Consider the following 23836-nt stretch of genomic DNA (forward strand, 5'->3'; position numbering starts at 1 on the left):
TTGACCCAATTTAAATTATCCAAAGACTAAGAACAGCGGAAAATAAATTAGGTTTTTGAGATGGGCAATAATCCAAATAAAAAAAAGTTGCCGACAAGACATCATCCTGTGGCAACTCTTTTATTAAAATCAAGCCTTTAATCCGTAATAATTTTTTTTTGCAAACAATAGATCCATAATAACAAGGATAAAACGAGGAAAATCAGCATTGTCATGCTCAAGCCATTAATATAATCTCCCCACTGGAGTGACCCAACCATCATCCCTACACTGCCGATCACTGTAAAGCCAAAGTTCATTAGACTTGAAGCTGCTCCGACATTTGACTTTTGCATAGATAATAGCGTATTTGACACCATCGGTCTGAGATATGTCGTGATAACCGTGAAGGGCACATAGCATACAAGAAATACAAATGGGCTGATGGAACCTACTAAGAAGAGCAGGCAGATAGATATTGTGACAATTACAAATGCGATATTGATCGATTTTTTTATCGAACCGCCACCAACACGCATATAAAGAAATGGTCCAATCAAACCTATACAAGCTGCACCGGCAAAGTAAAGGCTGAAGGCAGATTCTGAGATGCCAAATCCATCTATATAAATATATGAAGCGAGTGTTAGATATGCCATAAACGGTGCCATTAAGAGAGCAACAACAAGCAATAGGCTGGTAAACTTCTTATCCTTCACAATACTTGTAAGCCCTAAGATAGATTTAAATGTACTGCCAGATACTCGCTTTTCCTGCGGCAAAGTTTCTTCTAAAAGAAATCCTCCTATAAGTGATACTAGGAATAGAGCAGCTAGAGCAACAAATGTCATCTTCCAGCTGAAAAAGGCTAAAATAACCGCTCCCAAAATAGGCGCTAGCATTGGAGCAAGCAGAACGATCGCCTGCGTGATTGACAAAACATTAGACATCTCTTTTCCTTCGAAGCTGTCTTTAATCAAAGCTGTAGAGATGGCAACCATCCCTCCTGCACCAAATGCCTGAATTGCCCGTGCTGCAATCATGATCCAAATCGATGGCGAAATTGCACAAATGATGCTAAAAGTTAGTGCGACAAGGATACTGCCCAACAGGACTGGCTTTCGTCCGTACTTATCACTCATTGGGCCAAGAATGAGGATACCAATTGCCATAAAAATAAAGAATATCGTCATTGTATAGCTCGTTACTGACGAGGTTGTTTGATAATAGTTTGTCATCTCAGGCAACGAAGGCATATATAAGTCTGTTGCCAGAGGAGGCGTCATCGATAATAGTGCGATGAAAGCAATAAGCCCGCCCTTTTTTAAATATTTTTGTTCCATTGACATCTTCCTATCTTCCTAATGATTACATGGATTATTAGGATTAAATTAAAAAAAATTCAATTACGTCATCATTAGTTTTGTTAACGAAAATAATCCACATTATCTTAGGGTAACAGGAAACTGCTGAGCTGGGCGTATGTAAAATATAGAAATATTGAGGGGGTATCCAAGAGGACTGTTTCAACTTATTAGGTAATACATCTTGAACCTAATAGTCATCTCTAAATTAAAGAGGCTATTCGGATATGCTTTTATCTAAACTATTAAGAAGTGCCTGTACCGCATCTTTTTATATAATTAAAAATTCTAAAAACAACTACTACTCTGGAAAATAACAAAGACTTTTTGCATCCTAACAAGGCTGTTAGTTATAAAAAATCAATAAAAATTTGGTGTATACTCCGTTATAGTTAATCAATAATTTATGAGGTGTTACCATGAATACAATCACAATTGACAATAAAACTAAATCACAACTTAACATAGAATATATGAACGCTGTTTACGCTGTTAGCAGTGCTAAACATCCAGCTGAATATCTATACAAAGTTACTCAATATAAGAAAGCAAAGCATTATAAACAACTCTTAGAAGGCCATTTAAATCAACATCAATGTTCTTAATATTTTTAATATACGTAATGTATATAAAGAAAAAAAAGCGTACCTAGTGTATTGGATCCGTAAGTTAGGACTGCATCGCTACACTAGGAACGCTTCTTTTTTATATTATCCTATTCTGCTATTTAACGAACGTCCAATTCTAAACATACTAATGCCACCCTAAGGATGAAAGTGTGTAAATCTTTAACGAAGTACCTTCCTATCGAGGTTTCGCCATATCTGAGGTACAACACTTTAACTGTGATTTACAATGGGTTGCGTTAGTAAAAACTATATCAATACAAGATTTATAATAATTTTAAATGACCAGTTACTTCATCCACTTTCTCTCTTTCGCCAAGTATAGCAAGACACGTATCTGTTTTAACACCGTTGAACATGGTCAATCCGTTATCGGTGATAAGTCTTACAGGTAATTCTTTTTCTTTCGCAAGATGATAAATCGTATATAATTCATCCAAACTTTCTACATAAACAGTTACTTTTACAAATGTCTCATCAAACCATTTGTTTAGTATTTCTTTGTGGTTTTCATTTCCATTATATTCAATCCACTTTACAACCCCTAAAGAAGCATGGCTTCCTTGGGCTACATATTTCCCTTTTGTCATTTGTAAATCTTTTCTCATCACGATAACCATCTTTGTTGTGCTTGACTTCTTTTCCAAGTTGATATCTCCTTTTCGCATAGAATATGTTGAAATTGTATACCCAACTCCATTTTATTTTTTTATATGCCTATTGGTGCCTATGTGGAGAAAATTCAATGATTAATAGTTAGTGGTAAGGTCTTGGTCAATTCACCCTTTTAAAAAAGGGACTAATATTCATTGTTAGTTTTCTAAGCTATCGCTAATGCTGTTTGCTATAGTGCAGGTTAACTTATGTATTTTTAAATGGTGTCTGTACATCCTTTTTTCACCATTAAAAACCAAAAAAAGAAGCATCCCGCAAGTTTTTCAACTTGTAGGATACTTCTTTAAATGGGGGAAGCAGATTACATCATGCCGCCCATATAGTTTTATGCTGTAACATTTTTAACCGCATTAGAAGAAAGTCGCATAGAATCAGCATTCTACAGGTTCTACGTGTAACATCTTTAACCTAGATTTACTTTGATTTATTGTACTTCGTTAGCAAAATGTTAGCATGCTGTTAGCCGGCCAATAATGAAATCGACTTGATGACTCTTATCACAAAAGCGATGCAAATTTTATGTGCATCGCTTTTTGTTACACATTCCACATGTGTGGAGTGTATGTGACAAAACATGAAATGCTAAGTGAGTTTATTGCAATAAGCCGCCCATATGGTTTCATACTGTAATATGTTTCCTCATAGTGGTAATGATTAGCGTTAAATCAAGTTTTACTAATTATAGGTATAAAATCGTTAATTTGAATTTAATGAGATACTAATTCTGTCTACATTTCTTTTAAAAAATACATTTCCGAATCAATTTTTATAAACGAAAAAAATCTTAGGAGTTGGTACCCTTTCTCCTCCTATGTTTTATTGCACAAGATTTTATACAAAACCTATGATTTTTATTTCTTGCTAAAAATTCTTTACCGCAATATGCGCAAGTTTTGGTTAATCCTTTGATTTCTTTAGTAGATGAATCCCACGGAATTCCTACACCTTTATACAGTTCTTCAAGTGTGATAACACTATCATTCCCCTTTGAATTGTTTTCCCAAGTAGTTATCAACCTGATATTATATGGATGTGACAAAATTGGTGCCGGGACCCCATTTAAATATCCAGCATAAACGGAATATTTATGGTCATATTCCATACCTTCAGGTCGTTCTTTGCCATATAGCCGGTTAACAATTCTTATACAGGCCTTTCTATATTCTTCGTAACTTCTTAAATGAGCGGTTTCGTATCTCAATGAAGCTTTATTTGATCTCTTTTCATTGATGCTCTTCAACCTTTCCATATGACTTTCACGATATGTTGGGTCGTTTCCCCACCTTTCCTTATTTTTTTTAATATTATTTTCAGCCATTAATTTCTGATGACTTTCCAGTTGAGTCAAATCAATTCCATCCCTAATTAGTCTCTTAGTAATGGTTTTACGATTGACTCCGAAAAAATCAGCTACTCGATAAATAAACATTCCTTCGTTTATTTTTTCCATAATCAATTCAGAGGTTAATGAAAACCCTAATTTATCCTTTTCAAAATTACTTTTTAATGATTCTCCCTTTGAGCGAATAGGAATATTGTGTTCTATTAAACGATTTTTCACTGTGTTAACTGCACATTTATATTTATTGGCAATTCTATTTAGGCTTAGTTTTTGATTTATATAAAGTTCGATTAATTCTTCCTTTGGAATATGGAGCTTTTTATTAACCATAATTACACCCCCTTAGTATTATTCAAATATCAATGGAGTCATATTTTCAAAGTGATGATATATAATTGTAATTGATATACATCTATAAGTTAAAAGCGATACAAATACCCTAATGTATCGCTTTTTCTTGTATACACTTTATATTATATATGCGAAGTATGGTATTTCATCATGCCGCCAATCTGGTTTCATATTGTTTCGCTATGTATTAACTCGAGAATATAATAAATTCACACTCTTATACAACAAGCGATGCACATGTGATATGCATCGCTTGATTCGCTAATTACAGATACAATTATTGTACTGCAGTTGAAATATAAGGACATAAATTTTTTAATAGTAGACTAAGATTGTTTCAAAATTCGTATCAATGTATTTGTTCTTTTGTCACCATATACTATCCTCAAAAGATTATAAAGAGCATAGTAATCCCATTTGACTAGACTGTGACGAAGTAAAAAGATATTTAAAAGAAAAATTTCATTTAAAACAGAAGAATAGAGTCCAAAATATCTCTTGCTTTCAACAATAGTATCTTCATGTAACTTAGAAAAATAGTCAACACTCATTACCGGTAAATTTTTAGATCCTGAGTGGACCACTTCACTTAGTTTCTTATAATAAGTTAAATTTCTTTCAATTGAATCGTAATATTCTTTATAACTTTTTTCATCAACAGAATGCTTTAGGTCTTCAATAAATTTCTTCTTTGTTTCTAAAAATCTATAATCTAAAGGTTTAAACGCTAACGAAGGATCGTTGATGATCATAAATTCTCTTTCTTTTCCCAAAACAAACTTAAAATTTGCTTCTTGAGCTGACCTCAATAACAAAAGCGCACTTCTACACTGTCCAGTAAATAGAGCATATATTGATTCAAGAAGTAATGAAAAAGTCATATTAAATTCTGCATCAAAATATCTCTTAGTTTCTATTTTGTTTTTCAGATAATTTACTATAAATATGTAACCAAATATCTGTTTTATAGAACCTTCATTAGTTGAAACAAATTGTTGTTTCACTCCATCTAGCCTTTGTATTTTTTCAAACTCCTGTTCAAAAATATCCCTTATACTATTCATTTGTCTATGCTTCCTTTATTAACAGATTGATACCATCCTATAACCTCTTTTTCAAAGTACCTACCAGAGGATTGTTTTTTAATGTTATCCTTATTATTTTCGTGATCTTTTTCTTTTAGATATAAGATGACTGATTTAATGGAAGCTGATATCTTAGCGGTATCATATTCTGTAGAAATTTCTTTGAGTAATCTCGAAGCTAAATAAGGTCTACCTCTGAACACATAATCATTATACTTTTTATTAAAGACAACCATTATAAAATCCTTTATTTCTTTTCTTTTAATTATATCTTTATTAGTAATCAACTCAAATAAAAGACCCAAAAAAAGGATTCTTGTTTGTTCGAGAGTAAACTTATTTTTATTTATAACACTAAACTCTTTTATGAAAAAATCCTCTTTTCTATCTGCCTTTTTCATATACTCCCTCCAAGGAATCTAGCTTACTTGTAATTTCAGATACCACTCTATTAATAGAGTTTTTTAGAGTCTCATGTTTGGTTCCACTTTCATCATATAAAGAGAATTTTAAAGGAACTGATGAATGAAATGGTATCTCTGTTTCAAAGAAATCCTGCGGTATAGTCTTTTGTAGTCTCTCCTTTAATTTAGTTGCAATTTGCATTTCATGAGTAAGAGTAAATAAAACACCTAAAGATTTTATAGGTTGACGTTCTAAATCTCTTCTATACATAGAATACATCTTAAATATACCTGATTTATTTTCATAAAATGTGGATTTCACCAACTTCTCCAATAGACCAATACCCACACTAGAAAATAAATCAACCTTACTTGGAATTATATAATAGTCAGATGCAAACAAACTGGCTTGGGTTAATATAGTCCAATTAGGCGGACAATCAATTATAATATAATCGTACTTCTCCCTTAATTTATATGTCTCAAAGTGATCTTCCAACACATTATGCTTTCCACTAGTGTCACCGTATAAAGATTCAAAAAGATCTAAATCCCCAGGTATTAAATCTAAATTGTCTTTAACATTATAAATTAATTTTGGATCTTCTAATGGATTTACTATTCCTTCATACGTAAACAGAGATCGTACGGTCATTCCCTTTGCTTTTAAATTATTATAAATCAATTGTGCGGAAATTTCTTTTTTATAATTTTCATCTTGATTTAAGTCACTTAATTCCTCTTGCTCTTCTTTGATTATGTCTGCACTTACTACATCTTCAAATTTTTCTCCAAGTTCATCAAGTACCTTGGTTAGAAGTTCAGGATTTATTTTTTTCTTGTGATGCCTAAATTGATGATTTAGTAGCGCTTGTGTTGCATTAAATTGAGGATCCATATCTATTATCAGCACATTGTTGTTATCTCTCGAAAAAGCATCCGCTATATTTATAGCTGTAGATGTTTTTCCCACCCCTCCCTTTAGGTTTATAAAAGAAATAACTTTAGCTATATTACTCATTTCCTCACTCCTATTAAATGGTATATTTTACTATTAATAATAAATTAACCCATTTATATAAGCAACATATTAAGGTACATATACAGATATAAAGAGATTTTATTTATAGAGGTAATTTACTAATTATTTACTATTATACAAGATATTTATATTAAAAATACGTTTTTTTGTTATTCTAGCTTAATAACTTCACCATGTAAGAAACCTACAGTACAAACTCTATGAATTGCTTCTTATTTTGGCAAATTTAACAGCGCTCACTACTATAACTCTTCATTTAATATCAAAATCCTACAGTATAATGTTGCACTATTATTCAGAAAAGGTTGTATTAATGACATAGTTAAATCCCTAAAAGGGTCAGAGCCGCTACCTCTGTCAAAACGCTGTCGTTACTAGTGCCGACATAAGCTAAACTAGAAACAATATAACCGTGGGAATGCCCTTAAGTCACGAAAAAGAAGAGGAAAGGTGAGTTGAGCCGATGCAGAAAATCAACGTAGCAATCATTAGGCAAGGTCTATTACTGCTTGTTTTATGACTGGATTGCGAGTCTTAGAGGAGCGGGAACGGCTTCTTGCATTCAACGGTTCGGACGGAGTTTCGATTGGTTACGGCCAATGGTGCTTATCATGATACATGCGGGCGAAACTGCATGTGCTTTTCGTAAGCAAGTGATGAGTTGAAGAGATTCAGGTATAAACGAGCAGCATCATGGTGCCCAGACTTACACTGAAAAAGTGATATGTCCCCAGATGAATACCACTTCCTCTATCCAAGAACTTTCATGGTTCTTGTGATAGGGGTGGGTATTTTTTTCATTTGATAACCCGCAAACCTAAAAAAGCACTATATCCTTCATTATTCGTTTCACTTCAGTTATCGCCACAACTAAAATTATCTAAAATTTACCTCTTGATTTTCCACCATCAAATGGTTGAGATAACTTAGCAGTTGGATGAACTGCCGAAACTTAATCAAGAAGGTGATTCCACATGAACAAACAATCAACTCCATCAAGAACTGAGGAAAAGATACGAAATACTACGGTCCAAAAGATAAAGAAACTACGTAAAAGAGGATTGGCCCTATGAAAGATACACGTAATATCCCGCTACAGGAGAAGTGTCATGTACTACTGAAACAGGGACTCATATCCCCTTTCCTATTTCATAGCTTCATAGCTTACGAGAAGGAGAGGATGAAGTCATTTGAAGAAAGAATCGATTAACCTTTCTTTCCCCGGTCAACAAACGAAAACTATTACTGTGTATATCAAAGTAAATGATGAAGAATCATTCTCGCAATTACGATTACCACTAGAGGATTTGGATGCTTCTTTACTTAACAGTTCTTAGGTATAAACCATTCATCTCCATGTCAATGATGCATGATGAGGTGAACTAAATGCGTAAAGTAGTCAAACTACAGACAGTAAACGAAGACAACAAAGCAATACAGGTATGGATGCAACACTTAATCAACCGCATTTTGATGGAACAACTGGATCTTCCAATTCCCTTAGCGGCAAAAGTGACTTATCAACTGTCCAAACCATTGCAAGGAAAAGAGGATGACGAATGAACCAGAAACTGCATATTTTCTTTCGAAGAGTCAGCAGCGCTAATCAAGATTTGGCAACACAAATTGAGTTTGACCGTCCCTACAGGGAACAATGCGATGAACAACAAATAGTGGAAGTAAATGAAGATGACACTTCTGCGAATAAATTAAGTGTCGCTCAACGTCCTAAAATCATGGACATTATCCAACTGATCAAAGAAGACAAAGTTGAAAAAGTGTACGCATACGACCGAACACGCCTATTTCGTGACTATTATGAGGGACAGGAATTTTGCCATACCTGCATTGAACATAATGTAGAGATCATATTTACCTCATCCAGTAACGGACATATGGGATTTACCGGCGACTTCTTTATAGAGGGATTACTTAATCTATTTGGAGATATTGAAGGGAAGAATATCGCAAGACGAACGGTAGAAGCCAGGAGGAAGTATCCGCCCAAAAAGTACGGTTACATAAAGACCAAGCAAAAGAAATATGAAAAGGCAGCGAAAACTGAGTCTTCATTGGTAGAATTTTTCGAGGAAATCCAGCAAATTGATTCTCTGGAACTCTTCACTCAGTTCCTCTCCAAGTATCGAAAAGTATTGGCAAAAAAAACGGATGACGATTTCATACGCATGGCCACTGATCCATTTTATGCTGGATATGACTTACATGCAGGAGAATATCACCTTCCCCATGTAGACCCATTCATAACAAAGGAAACGTTCTTGCAGATTCAAGGACAACTGAGGCCATTGATTAAAGCTTATAAAGCAAACATACAAAAGCTTCGGGAACTGCACATAGACTATCCTAAATGCGGATATTGCCTAAAGTCACTGAAGCCTCGATTTAATTCTGACCGAACCACATTCTATTTCTCCTGCTCCAAGGGTCATAGCAAAGTGCATTACGATACAATCACGATTAATAAAACGACCATGGAAGTAATTGAACAAATTATAGCGAGGCTGAATGTAAATCAACTGCTCAGTGACTCCACTAACAAGATGAAAGAAATCCGGAGAATGATAAAGCAAGCTCAGGATAAAACAGAGACTTTACTAAAGGAAGCCGAAGATGCGATTCTGTTTTCAAAAGAAGGCTATGACCAAGAATGGAACGAAAAAGAGAACTATCAGGAAGTTCTCTCCCTTCAAAAGCAGTACCGCTTATATGAGGAAGAATTGAAGGAGAAGCAACAATTACTGATAGAAAACAAACAGCTGCATCAATTGACGACTGAGGCAATCGAAAAGCAAGCAGAATTAAATGTAAAAGCGCTTTGCGACCTATTAATCAAGGAAGTGCGTTTATACGAACAATCCATTGAGGTTGATGTGAACAAATGTGATTACATTCTTCATTTCGACAATGAAATGATCCTTCAATTGGAGGAGAGCTCATCATGAATCAACTAGCTTTCGCCTATATCCGCCGCTCTTCTTACAAGCAACAACAGAATCATAGTGTTGAAACACAAAAAGCACGGATTTTGGACTTCGCAAAGAATAAAGGACTATCCATACCGGAAGACTTCATCATTATTGAAGATGTGACAAGCGCCTACAGCAAGAAAGCCAGTCAGCGAAAAGCTCTCATGAAGCTAAAGGACCGCATGATTGAAAGCGGCATAAACACGGTTATTTTTAATGAAGAATCACGAATGGACAGAACCGGCTATACGTTTGTCCTTGATTTTTATCGTCCATTGCTACAACACTTTGGCAAAGTGAACGTATTCACGACCGAATCTAATGACGTCTGGTCTCCGGAAGCTCAACACGTCAAAATTGCCTTCATCTTGTACCATCAGGAATCTACCATCAAATCGGAACGAGCTATTGGGGATTTGAAAGGTCATCTGCAGACCGAGCAAGGAAAACGGCCGGGATCTAAGGTTCCATATGGATATAGCCAAGTTAACAAGGAATTGATTCTTAACAAACAATCAGAAATCGTTTCATTCATTTATTACTTGCACAGCTGGGGCTACTCCATGAAACATATAGCCGATTGTTTGAATAGCGCCAAAATCCCATCTGCCACAAACGGACAATGGGCTGTCAGCAGTATCGAATCCATTTTGAAGAACAACGTCTATTCAGGCACTTTGGAGTGGAACATCAAGAAAGGAAAGGAACCGGAAACATTCACGTTCCCTTCATCTCATCCATCCATTGTGTCGAATACCCTTATAGGAGTAATAAGGATGAATCACCAATTACAACAAACCTATGGACGACTGAATACACCATTCCTGCTTTTAAACAAAGTGGTATGCGGCAATTGCCAACAATCCTTGGTATGTAAGAATACCTCTACGAAAAGAGCAGGCAGACAATATAAATATCAGTATTACATCTGTAATCACTGTTCTTACAAATGTCCGGCAGATGATTTACATCAAGTGGTCTGTCAGAAGTTGACCCGCTATATAAAACAACTCTTATCAGATGATGAACAGCTACAGTCCATGGGACAATCCATGCAGCAACATCAAGATTGCCTGGAACATTGTATTGAAGATATCGAAAACAAACTCGACATTCTTCTTACAAAAGAAGCCCTTGCCGAAACACATTCCGATCAAAAACTTTTGAACCTAATCGCCCAGAAAAATGAAGAACTCATACACGAAAGAGAAATCCTTATGTCCAAGCAACAACTCTTAGACGCCATGCAGGATGCTTTAGATGATGGCTCTTTTATAAACCGTTTTTCACTCATTTCAAAAGAACAACTAAATGATCAGGAATTACGCTTACTTATTTTATATTTTATAGAATCGGTTACCGTCTCCTCTTCTTCCCCACCAACAATCAGATTTACATCGGATGTTTTGCGGGACTTATTTAAGACAGAGTAGACACATTACCGAAAACGTCCCATCTCTATTGGATGGACAACCGAATATCTATCAATCGACATTCTTTATGTACAAAACCACTTAACAGAAAAGGCACTCACACTGCCTTTTCACCTATTACAATTTCGACAGTCTATCCGTAATGGTATACCAATACGGAAGGAGTACCGAAAAACTATTAGTAGTATAGACAAACAACCGAAACTTATACATATAACCATTTGGAGGGGTTACGTATGAAACAAAAAAATCAATACACAACTTGGGAGTCTCTTCCCGATACATTAACAGCATCACACATCGCACAATTTCTTGGCATTTCAAGAAAGACAGTCTATGAGTTATTCAAATTAAACGTAGAACACGGTGGTATCCCCAACTTTGATATTGGTGCTTCTAAGCGAGTAGAAAAAGCCGATTTAGCTATGTGGATTAACAATCAAAAGCAGAAAAAAGCTCAAGCAATGTAGATTAGGTATTGGGGAAGTTAAAATACTCCCTTCTCTCTTCTACTTACAAAGTAAATGAACAAAACGTATCTGCTACATACGCAGTGGAAATAATAAATAATCGCAGTAACATTAATTCAAAGAAAAGAGGTTTATGAATTTGAAAGGACATTTTCATCGAAGAGGCTGTATATGCAAAAAGAAACGTTGCACTTGCGGATCAACTTGGAGCTTCGTAATTGATATCGGGAGAGATCCCGCTACCGGTAAACGTAAACAAAAAACGAAAGGAGGATTTCGAACAAAACAGGAGGCCGAATCAGCCGCTACAGAGCTTATGTACGAAATTAATCAAGGTCTATATGTACAGGAGCAGGATGTTATCTTCAAAGATTTCTCAAGCGAATGGCTTCTTATGTATAGTGAGAAGAATAGTGTGAAACCGGGCACCATTCGTATCAGACAACACGAAATCGATAAACTATCTCCTTACTTCTCTCTATTAAAACTGAAAGACATCACCGCTAAGCGTTATCAAGATGCCTTAAATGATTTAAAGGAAAAAGGATATGCCGATAACACATTGGATGGTGTACATCGTACTGGGAGAATGATTTTCAAGAAGGCCATCGAGATGCGAATCATTAAAAATGATCCAACAGAATTCGCTTATCTGAAGAAGGATCGAAAAACCATTGATGAATTAGAAAAGCAAGAAATCCCTAAATATATGGAAAAGGAAGAGTTAGCATTACTGTTGCAAACATCCTCTCAAAAAGGACTGGATTTGGACTACTTAATCTTCCTAACCCTTTCTTACACAGGAATGCGTGTTGGTGAATTAGTAGCGCTTAAATGGAAAGACATTGACTTTGATAACCACACCATCAGTATTACAAAAACATATTATAATCCGACTAATAACACGTTGGAATATCAACTTGTGCCACCTAAGACCAGAAAATCAAAACGAAGCATAGTCGTTGATGAATGTGTTATTGCAGCACTCAAAGAGCATATGGAATTACAAGAGAAAGTAAAAGAACGTCTGGGTACAACTTATCTAGATGAAGGATTCATTTTTGCTAAACATGACAGACAGCCCGGCTATCCCATCTTCATTAAAACTGTTGAAAATCGAATGGCTCGATTACTAAAGTTAGCAGGGTTAAACACAGAGCTTACTCCCCACTCTTTACGCCATACGCACACATCATTGCTTGCAGAAGCGAGAGTAGGATTAGAGGAAATTATGGACCGGTTAGGTCACTGCGATGATGAAACAACGAAGAACGTTTACCTTCATATAACGAAAGAAATGAAAAAAGAGGCTTCTCATAAATTTGCTCAATTAATGAGAAGCCTCTAATCGGGAGAGAAATGTTAGCAAAATGTTAGCATTGCTCTTATCCCTTATTCAAAAACCTTGTATATCAAGGGTTTTGGGGGCAGATTACATCATGCCGCCCATTCCGCCCATACCACCCATGTCAGGCATTCCGCCGCCTGCACCAGCTGGCTCTGGCTTGTCAGCAACAACTGCTTCAGTTGTTAAGAACATAGCTGCAACAGAAGCTGCGTTTTGAAGTGCAGAACGAGTTACTTTAGTAGGATCCACGATACCGGATTCGATCATGTTTACCCATTGGCCATTAGCTGCATTGAAGCCAATGCCGATTTCTTCTTTTTTAAGACGTTCTACAACTACAGAACCTTCAAGGCCTGCGTTGTGAGCGATTTGGCGAACTGGCTCTTCAAGAGCACGAAGTACGATGTTAACACCAGTTTGTGCATCGCCTTCAAGTTCCACAGCAGCCACTTTATTGTACACACTTACAAGTGCAGTACCACCACCGGCTACGATACCTTCTTCAACAGCAGCACGAGTGGAGTTTAGAGCATCTTCAATGCGAAGTTTGCGCTCTTTCAATTCTGTTTCAGTTGCTGCACCTACTTTGATAACGGCTACGCCGCCAGCAAGTTTAGCAAGACGCTCTTGTAATTTTTCTTTATCAAATTCAGAAGTAGTTTCTTCTAATTGGGAACGAATTTGATTGATACGTGCACCGATTTCGCTAGTTTCTCCAGCACCTTCAACGATTGTAGTTGTTTCTTTTGTAACAACAACTTTCGCAGCGCGTCCAAGAGAAGTTAATGTAGCAGATTTAAGGTCACGGCCTAGTTCTTCAGTGATTACTTCACCGCCAGTTAATGCAGCGATGTCTTCAAGCATAGCTTTACGACGGTCACCGAATCCAGGAGCTTTAACAGCTACTGCATTGAATGTTCCGCGAAGTTTGTTCACAACTAGAGTTGCTTGTGCTTCACCTTCAACATCCTCAGCGATTAGCAATAAAGGTTTACCTTGTTGAACAACTTGTTCAAGGACAGGAAGTACTTCCTGGATGTTAGAGATTTTCTTATCTGTGATCAAGATGTATGGATTTTCTAGTACAGCTTCCATTTTATCGGAATCTGTTACCATGTATGGAGAAGAATATCCACGGTCGAATTGCATACCTTCTACTACATCTAGTTCAGTTGTAAATCCTTTGGATTCTTCGATTGTGATAACTCCGTCGTTACCAACGCGTTCCATTGCTTCAGCAATTAGAGCGCCAACTTCTTCGTCAGCAGAAGAAATCGCAGCAACTTGTGCAATGGATTCTTTGCCTTCGATTGGTTTGGAGATTGCTTGTAATTCTTCAATTGCAACAGAAACAGCTTTTTCAATCCCTTTACGAACGCCCATTGGGTTAGCGCCAGCTGTTACGTTTTTCAATCCTTCACGAATCATAGCTTGGGCAAGAACTGTTGCAGTAGTTGTACCGTCACCAGCAATTTCATTTGTTTTGCTTGCTACTTCTGCAACCAATTTAGCACCCATGTTTTCAAACGCGTCTTCAAGCTCGATTTCTTTTGCGATTGTTACACCATCATTTGTGATAAGTGGGGAACCGAATTTCTTTTCAAGAACAACGTTACGTCCTTTTGGTCCAAGTGTAACTTTTACTGTATCAGCTAATGCATCTACCCCACGTAACATAGCGCGGCGAGCTTCTTCACTAAATTTAATATCTTTTGCCATACGTAAATTACCTCCTCGATTTTTTTGTTATGTCTTATTTTTTAATCGACATTTTCGTTAAGCAATAACGGCCAAAATGTCGCTTTCACGTAAAATTAAGTATTCTTTACCTTCGTATTTAATTTCTGTACCTGAATATTTAGAGAAGATAATATGATCGCCTTCAGATACTTCCAATCCTACTCGCTCACCATTCTCAAGGACACGGCCTGTTCCTACCGCTACAATTTTGCCTTCAGATGGTTTTTCTTTGGCAGTGTCTGGTAACACGATGCCGCTTGCAGTTTTTTCCTCTTGTGCGACAAGTTCAATCACAACGCGATCTCCTAGTGGCTTTAACAAGTAAAACTACCTCCTTAAAGTTATCTCCATTTTTATTAGCACTCATCATCGTTGAGTGCTAACACAATTTATAGTTTAAATAAAGAACCAATGATTTGCAAGTAATATTAGTTAAAATTTTTAAATTTTATCACCATTTATTTATCTTACCCAAATAAGGTCTAAATATCCTTTTTATTTCAGTTTGGTAGATGAAGAGAAGGAAAATGTTTCGCAATTGTAACTATGAGGTAAAAACGGTTAAAATTAAAGATATGCGCAATCTAATATCTATATAAAAGATTAAGGGAGTTTTTCTATTTGAAAAAATATTACTGGTCAATTCTCATTACCTATATTGCCATGCAATTTTCTTCTATTCTTGGTATCCCAATTATGCTGGTTTTCTTATCGAACACGAATATCCCCGCGGAACGGATAGAAGTATTGGCTGCAGGGTATTGGATTGTTATAAGCTTTATTCTGGCTTCTATCATTACTCTAGTCCTACTGAGATATGAAAAAAATAATAGAAGCTTAGGCGATCAGGCAAGTGTGGGAGCTTCGATCGGCTGGGCAATTGGCGGAGTATTTCTTGCTTTGTTTTCACAATCTATAGCTGGTAATATCGAACGAATTATTGGTATTCCTACCGGGTCTGAAAATACACAGAATATACTCGGTCTCATTGAGGCAGTACCGCTTGTTATGGTAGTCAGTTCTGTACTTGGGCCATTTTTAGAAGAGATTGTCTTTAGGAAAATTATCTTTGGCACATTACACAAGCGATTGAATTTCTTCCTGAGCGCGTTAATCAGTTCACTGATCTTTGCCGTTGCTCACATGGAATTTGTACATATCCTGCTTTATACAGCAATGGGATTCACATTTGCTTATTTATATGTTAAAACAAAGAGAATCCTTGTTCCTATTTTTGCCCACATTACTATGAATACATTAGTTGTAATCGTACAATCACTTTACAAAGATGATATATTAAAAAATATGGAAGAGCTTAATAAAGTTCAAAGCTTTATCGGAGGTTTGTTATGAGACGTTCACCGTTGTATATGGCAACGACTTACTTAATTTTAGGTGCTATTTTTATATTTTTTGCTGTTCAAAATGTATCACGCAGCGGTTGGGATTTCTTTACCTATTTCCTGATCATACTGGCTACACTTGATGTTGGTTCAGGAATCCGCTTGGTGATGATTCATAAGCAAATAAAGAAAATGAAAAGTGAAAAACCAAAAGAATAACAAAAAAAATCTCGGAGGGAAAACCTTCGAGATTTTTTATTCTGTATCTTCCGTATTTCCGGATGGATAATGTTTAAGAAAATATACTAATGATTGCAATTCGACTGCAAGGTCAATATGATGGACACGAATGCTGTCTGGCACATTCAGACGTGCCGGTGTAAAGTTTAAAATAGCCTTAATGTTCGCAGCCACTAAACGATCTGTAATAGATTGGGCAACCTGTGATGGAACTGTTAAAATAGCTACACTAATATCTTGCTTTTCAAGTTTTTTCTCCAGTTCATCCATATGATAGAGCGGAACATCCCCTATAAGGGTTCCTACTTTATCAGGAGAAACATCAAACGCCATTTCAATCTTTGTATTATTATTTTTCATAAAATTATAATTTAAGAAAGCTGTACCTAGATTCCCGACTCCAATTAGAGCTACCTTTGTAATCTCATCTTGATCGAGAGTTTTTCTAAAGAAGGATAATAGATAATTAACATTGTAACCATACCCTTTTTTACCTAAAGCACCAAAGTACGAGAAATCTCTTCGTATAGTAGCTGAATCTACTTTAACAGCTTCACTTAGTTCTGCGGAAGAAACTCGTAGTTTTCCTGACGCGTGTAGATTTTGTATAAAACGATAATATAATGGAAGTCGTTTGGCTGTAGCCTGCGGTATTTTAGTATTTTCCTGCAAAATTAATTCCCTTCTCCCTATTCTTTCTTGTCAATCGTTACTCCATATATCAAAACTGCCTTTGATAATCCCGACTGGTTTTACCCCCCGGTTTTCCAATGAAAATAGTTTCCTTCAATAACCATTGATTTTTCGATTGCTTTGCACATAACATATAAGGTTAATCAAGTATTGCTGAAACAGCTGTTATTTCTTACTTTCGTTTTTAAGATTATACGAATAATTAATCTATTCATATTTTCAGCTTTTTTCCATATAAAATCAATATCTAATCCTTGGAGTGCCCGGGTACCACATAGAAATTATATCAGAAGTTTTCTTCACTACCATAATTCTAACTATCTTAGCTATGTATAATACGCCGCTTTTTTATCAATGATTCGTTAATTTTATATTCGAGCAAAATACTAGGACTAGCGGTTCTGATTGTTTCCAGGTTACCTCCGCGATACCAATCATATGGGATCTTTCCTGATTAATAAAGCACGTAAATTCACTGAAAGTTTATTCTCCTATTCCTATTCTATAATATTTCTATCATTTTTGGTAATTTTTGTGTGAGTATTCACAAATTTTCTATTAAGTTGCGGTGCTTATCAAGAGTAGGCTACACTTAAGGTATGTACTTCTTGAGGTGAGAATATGATTATTTTACAAGTTAATAATGTATCCAAATATTATGGAGCTGAAGCAATTTTATCTACAATTAAGCTCGAAGTTCAAACGAAAGACCGTATTGCACTTGTTGGCAGAAACGGTGCCGGTAAATCTACCCTGCTTAAAATTATTGCCGGGCACCTTTCACATGACAGTGGCGAGATCTATAAGCCAAAAGATGTTTCGATTGGTTATTTGGCTCAGAATACCGGTCTTCAATCCGACCGCTCTATTTGGGATGAAATGATCTCTGTTTTTGAAGGCTTACAAAAACAAGAAGATGAATTGAGATTATTGGAAAAATCTATGGCTGATCCTTCTGTCTACAATGATGAACAAAAATATAACCGGGTATTAAAAGATTACGATCGTCTCCAGGAGGAATTTAAAAATTCTGGCGGTTACCAAATGGAAGCAGATGTACGTTCTGTTTTACACGGTTTGCGTTTCTCAGATTATGATTATACTACATCTATTAATTCCTTAAGCGGCGGCCAAAAAACCAGGCTTGCACTAGGTAAATTATTATTAACGAAACCTGATTTACTGATTCTGGACGAGCCGACCAACCATCTTGATATCGATACATTAGGCTGGCTCGAAGGCTACCTTCAATCATATCCTGGAGCTATCCTCATTGTTTCCCATGATCGTTATTTTCTTGATAAGGTTGTCCATCAAGTCATGGAGCTTTCCCGAACATCAATTAAGAAATATACAGGGAATTACAGCAGATACTTAGAGCAAAAGGCAGAGGAATATGAACGTAATGCAAAGCTTTATGAAAAGCAGCAGGATGAGATTGCAAAATTAAAAGATTTTGTCCAAAGAAACATGGCCAGAGCATCTACAACTAAACGGGCCCAGAGCCGGCAAAAGGCCCTGCAGCGTATGGAAGTGATGGATCGGCCCTTGGGCGATGAAAAATCAGCTAATTTTACCTTTGAGATTGAAAGGCAAAGTGGTAATGAAGTCCTTCATGCAAATGATTTGTCTATTGGATATGAAGCACCTGTCGCCAGCCACTTGAACTTTAGAATAACTAGAGGAGAAAGCATTGCACTGATTGGTCCGAATGGAGTAGGGAAATCTACTTTATTAAAAACATTGATTGACAGAATTCCAGCTTTGCATGGAGACTTTCAGCTCGGTGCCAATGTGACACTCGGATATTATGATCAAGAGCAGGCTAATCTATCGTCCAACAAAACTGTGCTAAATGAGTTGTGGGATGACTTCCCCAACCAACCTGAAAAGGATATCCGATCCATATTAGGGAACTTTCTATTCAGCGGAGACGATGTAATGAAAACTGTCTCTACCTTGAGCGGTGGTGAAAAAGCACGGCTGGCTCTTTCAAAATTAATGATGCAAAAAGCCAACCTTTTAATTTTAGATGAGCCGACCAACCACTTGGATTTGGACAGTAAATTAGTGCTTGAAAATGCACTGGTTGATTATTCAGGCACTCTCCTCTTTGTATCCCATGACCGTTACTTTATCAATCGAATTGCCGATAAAGTATTGGAAATGAAAGCAGATGGTACAATTGAATACTTGGGAGATTATGACTACTATATTCAGAAAAAACAAGAACAAGCGGAACTCGCTGAACTGGAAAAACCAGCGGATTCTATCTCCAACAATCGCCCTGTTTCAGATAAAACTACTTATCAGGAGGACAAGGAGCTTAAAAAGAAAGAGCGCCAACGCCAAAGACGTATCGCAGAAATTGAAACTACCATTGAAGAACTTGATACACGGATATCCGATTTAAATACACAATTATGTGATCCGGAAATCTATCAGGACCATGAGAAATCATTGGAAATCCAGACAACTCTTACAGCAACTGAAGAAGAATTGGAAGCATTAATGGAAGAGTGGACTTCTCTACAAGACGAATAAATCAAGATAAAAAACCAAGTTAGGGATGACTTGGTTTTTATCAACATTTTTATCCACATTAAAAAAGTTATAAAATAAGGTTTGTTTTGATTTTTCCACATTATCCACAGATTTCAAATCTTTTATCCACAGAATCTGTTGATAACATGTAGTTATCCACAATTATTCGAGTGCTTTTACTTTTCAATCAATTTTTTTACCAATAAAATAAGGCTGGGACAAAAGGTTTCCAGCAACTAAAAAAGCCGAACTATTATAAAGTGCAGTTTAAGCATTATTAATAATAGTTCGGCTTTTTCTATTTAGTTTAATAAAAATTCAATACATCGTTCGGTTTTGGACACAGCAAATTTAGTTATGTCCCAGCCTCATTTTTTATTCCAATATCAATCCTGGATTTGCATTTAAGTCCATGGCAGCTCGTTTGCCTTTTTCAAATGCAATACTACCTGCTGCAGCAATCATTGCTGCATTATCTGTACATAAATAAAGTGGAGGTATAATCAATTCTACTTCCTTTTTGTCTATAAAAGCTTTTTCTAATTTAGTTCTTAATCCTTTATTGGCAGCAACCCCGCCGGCTAACAGTACTTGTTTCACCTGGAACTCTTCTGCTGCTTTTACGGTTTTAGTTACTAAGACATCAATTACACTTTCCTGAAAGCTGCAAGCCAGATCCTCAGGAGCTAACACTTCACCTTTTTGGTTGGCATTATGCAATGTATTTATAACAGCCGATTTTAATCCGCTGAAACTGAAATCATATGAATCCTCTTCTAGCCATGCACGAGGCAGTTTAACTGTTGGCTGACCTTCATGCGCCAGTCGATCAATATGAGGGCCGCCCGGATAAGGTAGCTTTAGCGTACGAGCTACTTTATCATATGCTTCACCGGCTGCATCATCTCTTGTTTCCCCTATAACGTCAAAAGCTCCATGCTCCTTCATCAACACCAGCTCCGTATGGCCACCGGATACAACCAATGCAAGGAGGGGAAAGGAAAACTCAGTGAGAATTCTGTTTGCATATATATGTCCAGCGATATGATGTACATTAATAAGTGGAATTCCATGAGCAAAAGCCAATGCTTTTGCCGCATTTACGCCTATTAAGAGAGCTCCCACTAACCCAGGACCTTCAGTAACCGCAATTCCATCAAGATCATCCCAAGAGATTTCTGCTTTCTCCAATGCCTCTTCAACTACAAGGGTAATTGCTTCAACATGATGCCTTGAAGCAATTTCAGGAACGACTCCACCAAAACGTTTATGGCTCTCGATTTGAGAAGCTACAACATTTGAAAGAATTTCTCGGCCATTTTTTATTACTGCTGCTGCGGTTTCATCACAGCTGGTTTCTATACCTAATATGATTTGATTTTCTTTATTCACCATAATTCCACCCACATTACTAATGCATCTTCCATATTGTCTGTATAATAAAACTTTCTTATGCCACCGTCTTTAAAGCCCAATTTTCGATAGAGACTTTGAGCAGTTTGGTTTCCGATCCGTACCTCGAGAGTCATTCTTTTCACTCCCATGCTTTGTGCCTTGCCCAACATACGTACCATTAATTCTTCCCCGATTTTTTTGCCTCTCCATTCCGGCAATACGGCAATATTCGTGATATGGCCCTCATCGAGGATGAACCAAGTACCGCAATAACCAATTACTTTCCCCTGGTCCTCTGCTACCAAATAATACGCATATTGATTGTTCATCAGCTCATTATAAAAAGCTTCTTTGCTCCATGGCAAAGTAAAAGAAGCATGCTCTACCTCAATCACACTATCAAGATCCTCTATAGTCATCTTACGAAATGTAATCGTCTGATTCATTACTCTTCCCTCTGTTTCTCTTGAGCTTCTAACCATTTCGCCTCAGCTTCTGCTAAACGTACGTAATTGGGGACAAAGGTGTGGATATCATCACCAGGCAGATTCATGCCATGCAATGCTAATTCACCCGGCCTGGCCTGATGCAACGATAAAGGTGCCATAATAGCCTTATCTCCAAGAATTTCTGTTAGGGCCTCGATATGAATAGGAACATCATTGCCTATGAATAGTATAGGTTGATTGAGTGATTTTAAATGCTCAGCCCACTCAATGGCCAACACATTCTGGTCTTCCTCCAATCTAACTAACTCTCCATTATCCCATTTAAAAAGACTTGTATAAATCTGTCCCCTTCTTGCATCAAACAGTGGACATACCAAACCATTGAAATATCTGCCATTCAGGGCAAGCGCCTCTAAACTTGATACGCCTGATAATTGAATGCCTAGACTCCAGGCCAAAGACTTGGCAATCGTTACGCCAATTCTTACGCCGGTATAAGAACCTGGCCCCTTTGCCACCACGATTTTATCAAGGTCTCCTGGCTTAAGCCCGCATTCCTTCAAAATTGCTTCTATGGAAGGCATCGCCCGTACTGAATGGTTTCGTTTTGTAAATGTTATTTGCTCTCCGATAATCCCTTTTTCATTAGCAACAGCCACTCCCAGGACATTCGTAGATGTATCAATTGCTAATACATTCATTAAAATATCTCCTCACATAGCTTTTCATAAAATTCACCTTTTGGTTCAGCTACAATTCTCCGTCTATCATTCCCATCATGATATAAATATAAGGTCAAAAGCTCTTCCGGCAATTGTCCTTTTATCAGATGAGCCCACTCGACGATCGTAATTCCTTCACCTTCAAAATATTCTTCAAACCCGAAATCTTCCTCTTCATTTTCAATTCGATAAACATCCATGTGATAAAGTGGAAATTTCCCTTTATATTCTTTCATAATGGTAAAGGTCGGGCTATTTACATTTCTTGTTACACCAATTGCTTTAGCAATTCCCTTGCTAAATGTTGTTTTGCCTGCACCTAGGTCTCCCTCAAGCGCAATTACAGATCCGGGAATCAGGCGACTTCCAATTTCCTCTGCCAGCTTCCTGGTCTCTTCTTCACTATTACAAATTCTCATATATTCGATCACAGTCATTCACCATGCTTTATATTTTATTATTAAAGTTTACATTATTTTAGTGTGTAAATCCAATTTCGTTTTTTTAGGTTAGCGCAAGGTTAGAAATATGAATTTGGTAATGGAATATCTGACTCTTTACGTATAAATTTATTGCTTGAGATGAGGTCTTGGCTACTACAGATTTGCTGTATACTTCGCATAGCTTTAATACAGTGTGACACGGCTTCGGTACGACTACGCCGACCTTTAAGGTCCTTGCCTTGGGATAGATCACCGCGGGGCATAGGTCGGGCATAGGTGCCTCATAGGCGGAGCATAGTTGCTTTTCTACACACTTCACCCACCTTTCAACCACCTTTACCCTGGTATACGTCGGGCATAGGTGTTCCATAGGTGGAACATAGCTGCTTCCCTCCATACTTCACCCACCTTTCAACCACCTTTACCCCCGTATAGGTCGGGCATAGGTGCCTCATAGGCGGAGCATAGCTGCTTTCCTACACACTTCGCCTACCTTTCAACCACCTTTACCCCGGTATAGATCGGGCATAGGTGCCTCATAGGTGGAGCATAGCTGCTTTCCTCCATACTTCGCCTACCTTTCAACCACCTTTACCCCTGTATAGGTCGGGCATAGGTGATCCATAGGTGGAACATAGCTGCTTTCCTACATACTTTACCCACCTTTCAACCACCTTTACCCCAGTATAGTTCGGGCATAGGTGTCCCATAGGTGGAACATAGCTGCTTTCCTACACACTTCGCCTACCTTTCAACCACCTTTGCCCGGGTATAGGTCGGGCATAGGTGTCCCATAGGTGGAACATAGCTGCTTTCCTACACACTTCGCCTACCTTTCAACCAATCTTTGCCCGGGCTAAGTGCAGTATAGGTGATGGTAGACCCAGAATAGCGTGCAGTATAGGTGATGGTAGACCCAGAATAGCGCACCTTTCCCATACCTTATTCACGTCTTTAAGATATTCCATTGACTGTGGATTGATCCCGACTCCTCACTCCTCCAGCTCCAACAAGTATCCAAAATCCTCCTTGCTCCCTAAAAAACCGCACAAAAAAACCAGCTCATCAACTGAACTGGTTTCTGATTGCCCGGCAACGTCCTACTCTCACAGGGACTCGCGTCCCAACTACCATCGGCGCTGAAGAGCTTAACTTCCGTGT

23 protein-coding genes and 1 rRNA gene are annotated in these 23836 nt (G+C 37.2%); 10 read left to right on the forward strand and 14 right to left on the reverse strand.

The features are described 5' to 3' along the window. Positions 1-137 precede the first annotated feature (137 nt). Positions 138-1322, reverse strand: coding sequence for a Bcr/CflA family efflux MFS transporter (locus AC4BHA_RS16430; protein WP_490558920.1), 1185 nt, complete (start codon positions 1320-1322; stop codon positions 138-140). 440 nt (positions 1323-1762) lie between these two features. Between AC4BHA_RS16430 and AC4BHA_RS16435 the strand changes: the two genes are divergently transcribed. Continuing rightward, positions 1763-1948: a hypothetical protein gene (locus tag AC4BHA_RS16435; RefSeq protein WP_490553661.1), complete on the forward strand. Its 186-nt coding sequence runs from the start codon at positions 1763-1765 to the stop codon at positions 1946-1948. 287 nt (positions 1949-2235) lie between these two features. On the opposite strand, the gene pth2 is transcribed toward AC4BHA_RS16435, so the two are convergent. From pth2 to AC4BHA_RS16460, 5 genes are all read right to left on the reverse strand, one after another. After that, positions 2236-2616: an aminoacyl-tRNA hydrolase gene (gene pth2 / locus AC4BHA_RS16440; protein WP_490553659.1), complete on the reverse strand. Its 381-nt coding sequence runs from the start codon at positions 2614-2616 to the stop codon at positions 2236-2238. Between the two features lie 812 nt (positions 2617-3428). After that, complete coding sequence (locus tag AC4BHA_RS16445) at positions 3429-4316, reverse strand: hypothetical protein (protein ID WP_490558921.1); 888 nt, start codon at positions 4314-4316, stop codon at positions 3429-3431. 347 nt (positions 4317-4663) lie between these two features. Beyond that, positions 4664-5401: a hypothetical protein gene (locus AC4BHA_RS16450; RefSeq protein ID WP_490558922.1), complete on the reverse strand. Its 738-nt coding sequence runs from the start codon at positions 5399-5401 to the stop codon at positions 4664-4666. Further along, on the reverse strand, positions 5398-5823 hold the full coding sequence (locus AC4BHA_RS16455) for a hypothetical protein (protein ID WP_490558923.1): 426 nt from the start codon (positions 5821-5823) through the stop codon (positions 5398-5400). The genes AC4BHA_RS16450 and AC4BHA_RS16455 overlap by 4 nt, the downstream gene beginning before the upstream one ends. Continuing rightward, positions 5807-6847, reverse strand: a complete 1041-nt coding sequence (locus AC4BHA_RS16460; RefSeq protein WP_490558924.1) for a ParA family protein — start codon at positions 6845-6847, stop codon at positions 5807-5809. The genes AC4BHA_RS16455 and AC4BHA_RS16460 overlap by 17 nt, the downstream gene beginning before the upstream one ends. 1211 nt (positions 6848-8058) lie before the next feature. Here AC4BHA_RS16460 and AC4BHA_RS16465 point away from each other — a divergent pair. The 6 genes from AC4BHA_RS16465 to AC4BHA_RS16490 all read left to right on the forward strand — a co-directional run bounded on the left by AC4BHA_RS16465 (position 8059) and on the right by AC4BHA_RS16490 (position 13106). Continuing rightward, positions 8059-8205, forward strand: coding sequence for a hypothetical protein (locus AC4BHA_RS16465; RefSeq protein ID WP_490558925.1), 147 nt, complete (start codon positions 8059-8061; stop codon positions 8203-8205). Between the two features lie 49 nt (positions 8206-8254). Beyond that, on the forward strand, positions 8255-8431 hold the full coding sequence (locus tag AC4BHA_RS16470; RefSeq protein ID WP_490558926.1) for a hypothetical protein: 177 nt from the start codon (positions 8255-8257) through the stop codon (positions 8429-8431). Continuing rightward, positions 8428-9831, forward strand: a complete 1404-nt coding sequence (locus tag AC4BHA_RS16475) for a recombinase family protein (protein WP_490558927.1) — start codon at positions 8428-8430, stop codon at positions 9829-9831. The genes AC4BHA_RS16470 and AC4BHA_RS16475 overlap by 4 nt, the downstream gene beginning before the upstream one ends. Next, positions 9828-11288, forward strand: a complete 1461-nt coding sequence (locus AC4BHA_RS16480; RefSeq protein ID WP_490558928.1) for a recombinase family protein — start codon at positions 9828-9830, stop codon at positions 11286-11288. Before AC4BHA_RS16475 ends, AC4BHA_RS16480 begins: the two co-directional genes overlap by 4 nt. Before the next feature lie 236 nt (positions 11289-11524). After that, positions 11525-11758 (forward strand): helix-turn-helix domain-containing protein, encoded by a 234-nt coding sequence (locus AC4BHA_RS16485; RefSeq protein WP_490558929.1) that lies wholly within the window; start codon positions 11525-11527, stop codon positions 11756-11758. 139 nt (positions 11759-11897) lie between these two features. Continuing rightward, positions 11898-13106: a site-specific integrase gene (locus tag AC4BHA_RS16490; RefSeq protein WP_490558931.1), complete on the forward strand. Its 1209-nt coding sequence runs from the start codon at positions 11898-11900 to the stop codon at positions 13104-13106. An 84-nt stretch (positions 13107-13190) separates the two neighbouring features. On the opposite strand, the gene groL is transcribed toward AC4BHA_RS16490, so the two are convergent. Both groL and groES read right to left on the reverse strand, forming a co-directional pair. After that, the gene (groL, locus tag AC4BHA_RS16495; RefSeq protein ID WP_066109987.1) at positions 13191-14825 is read right to left on the reverse strand and encodes a chaperonin GroEL; all 1635 of its coding nucleotides are present in this window, start codon (positions 14823-14825) and stop codon (positions 13191-13193) included. A 57-nt stretch (positions 14826-14882) separates the two neighbouring features. Continuing rightward, entirely contained in the window at positions 14883-15167 is a 285-nt protein-coding gene (groES, locus tag AC4BHA_RS16500; RefSeq protein WP_066109990.1) for a co-chaperone GroES, read from the reverse strand. A gap of 300 nt (positions 15168-15467) precedes the next feature. Between groES and AC4BHA_RS16505 the strand changes: the two genes are divergently transcribed. After that, on the forward strand, positions 15468-16199 hold the full coding sequence (locus tag AC4BHA_RS16505; RefSeq protein WP_066109993.1) for a CPBP family intramembrane glutamic endopeptidase: 732 nt from the start codon (positions 15468-15470) through the stop codon (positions 16197-16199). Further along, a complete protein-coding gene (locus AC4BHA_RS16510; RefSeq protein WP_066109994.1) occupies positions 16196-16408 on the forward strand; it encodes a YdiK family protein in 213 nt (70 codons plus the stop codon). The genes AC4BHA_RS16505 and AC4BHA_RS16510 overlap by 4 nt, the downstream gene beginning before the upstream one ends. A 36-nt stretch (positions 16409-16444) precedes the next feature. Here the strand turns inward: AC4BHA_RS16510 and AC4BHA_RS16515 are convergent, their stop codons facing one another. Further along, entirely contained in the window at positions 16445-17104 is a 660-nt protein-coding gene (locus tag AC4BHA_RS16515) for a redox-sensing transcriptional repressor Rex (RefSeq protein WP_066109997.1), read from the reverse strand. A gap of 639 nt (positions 17105-17743) precedes the next feature. Here AC4BHA_RS16515 and AC4BHA_RS16520 point away from each other — a divergent pair. Beyond that, positions 17744-19666: an ABC-F family ATP-binding cassette domain-containing protein gene (locus AC4BHA_RS16520; RefSeq protein WP_490553785.1), complete on the forward strand. Its 1923-nt coding sequence runs from the start codon at positions 17744-17746 to the stop codon at positions 19664-19666. A 375-nt stretch (positions 19667-20041) separates the two neighbouring features. Here AC4BHA_RS16520 and tsaD read toward each other — a convergent pair whose 3' ends face one another. From tsaD to rrf, 5 genes are all read right to left on the reverse strand, one after another. Beyond that, complete coding sequence (tsaD, locus tag AC4BHA_RS16525) at positions 20042-21061, reverse strand: tRNA (adenosine(37)-N6)-threonylcarbamoyltransferase complex transferase subunit TsaD (RefSeq protein WP_066110003.1); 1020 nt, start codon at positions 21059-21061, stop codon at positions 20042-20044. After that, entirely contained in the window at positions 21055-21507 is a 453-nt protein-coding gene (gene rimI, locus AC4BHA_RS16530; protein ID WP_140462253.1) for a ribosomal protein S18-alanine N-acetyltransferase, read from the reverse strand. The genes tsaD and rimI overlap by 7 nt, the downstream gene beginning before the upstream one ends. Next, positions 21507-22211 (reverse strand): tRNA (adenosine(37)-N6)-threonylcarbamoyltransferase complex dimerization subunit type 1 TsaB, encoded by a 705-nt coding sequence (gene tsaB / locus AC4BHA_RS16535; protein WP_066110009.1) that lies wholly within the window; start codon positions 22209-22211, stop codon positions 21507-21509. Before tsaB ends, rimI begins: the two co-directional genes overlap by 1 nt. Further along, positions 22211-22669 carry a tRNA (adenosine(37)-N6)-threonylcarbamoyltransferase complex ATPase subunit type 1 TsaE gene (gene tsaE, locus AC4BHA_RS16540; RefSeq protein WP_490558930.1) on the reverse strand — a complete coding sequence of 153 codons (459 nt, stop codon included), beginning with the start codon at positions 22667-22669 and terminating at the stop codon, positions 22211-22213. Before tsaE ends, tsaB begins: the two co-directional genes overlap by 1 nt. Positions 22670-23762: 1093 nt before the next feature. After that, a 5S ribosomal RNA gene (rrf, locus tag AC4BHA_RS16545) occupies positions 23763-23836 on the reverse strand; the annotation flags it as partial.

This window comes from Pradoshia sp. Z3_51 (genome assembly GCF_058215915.1).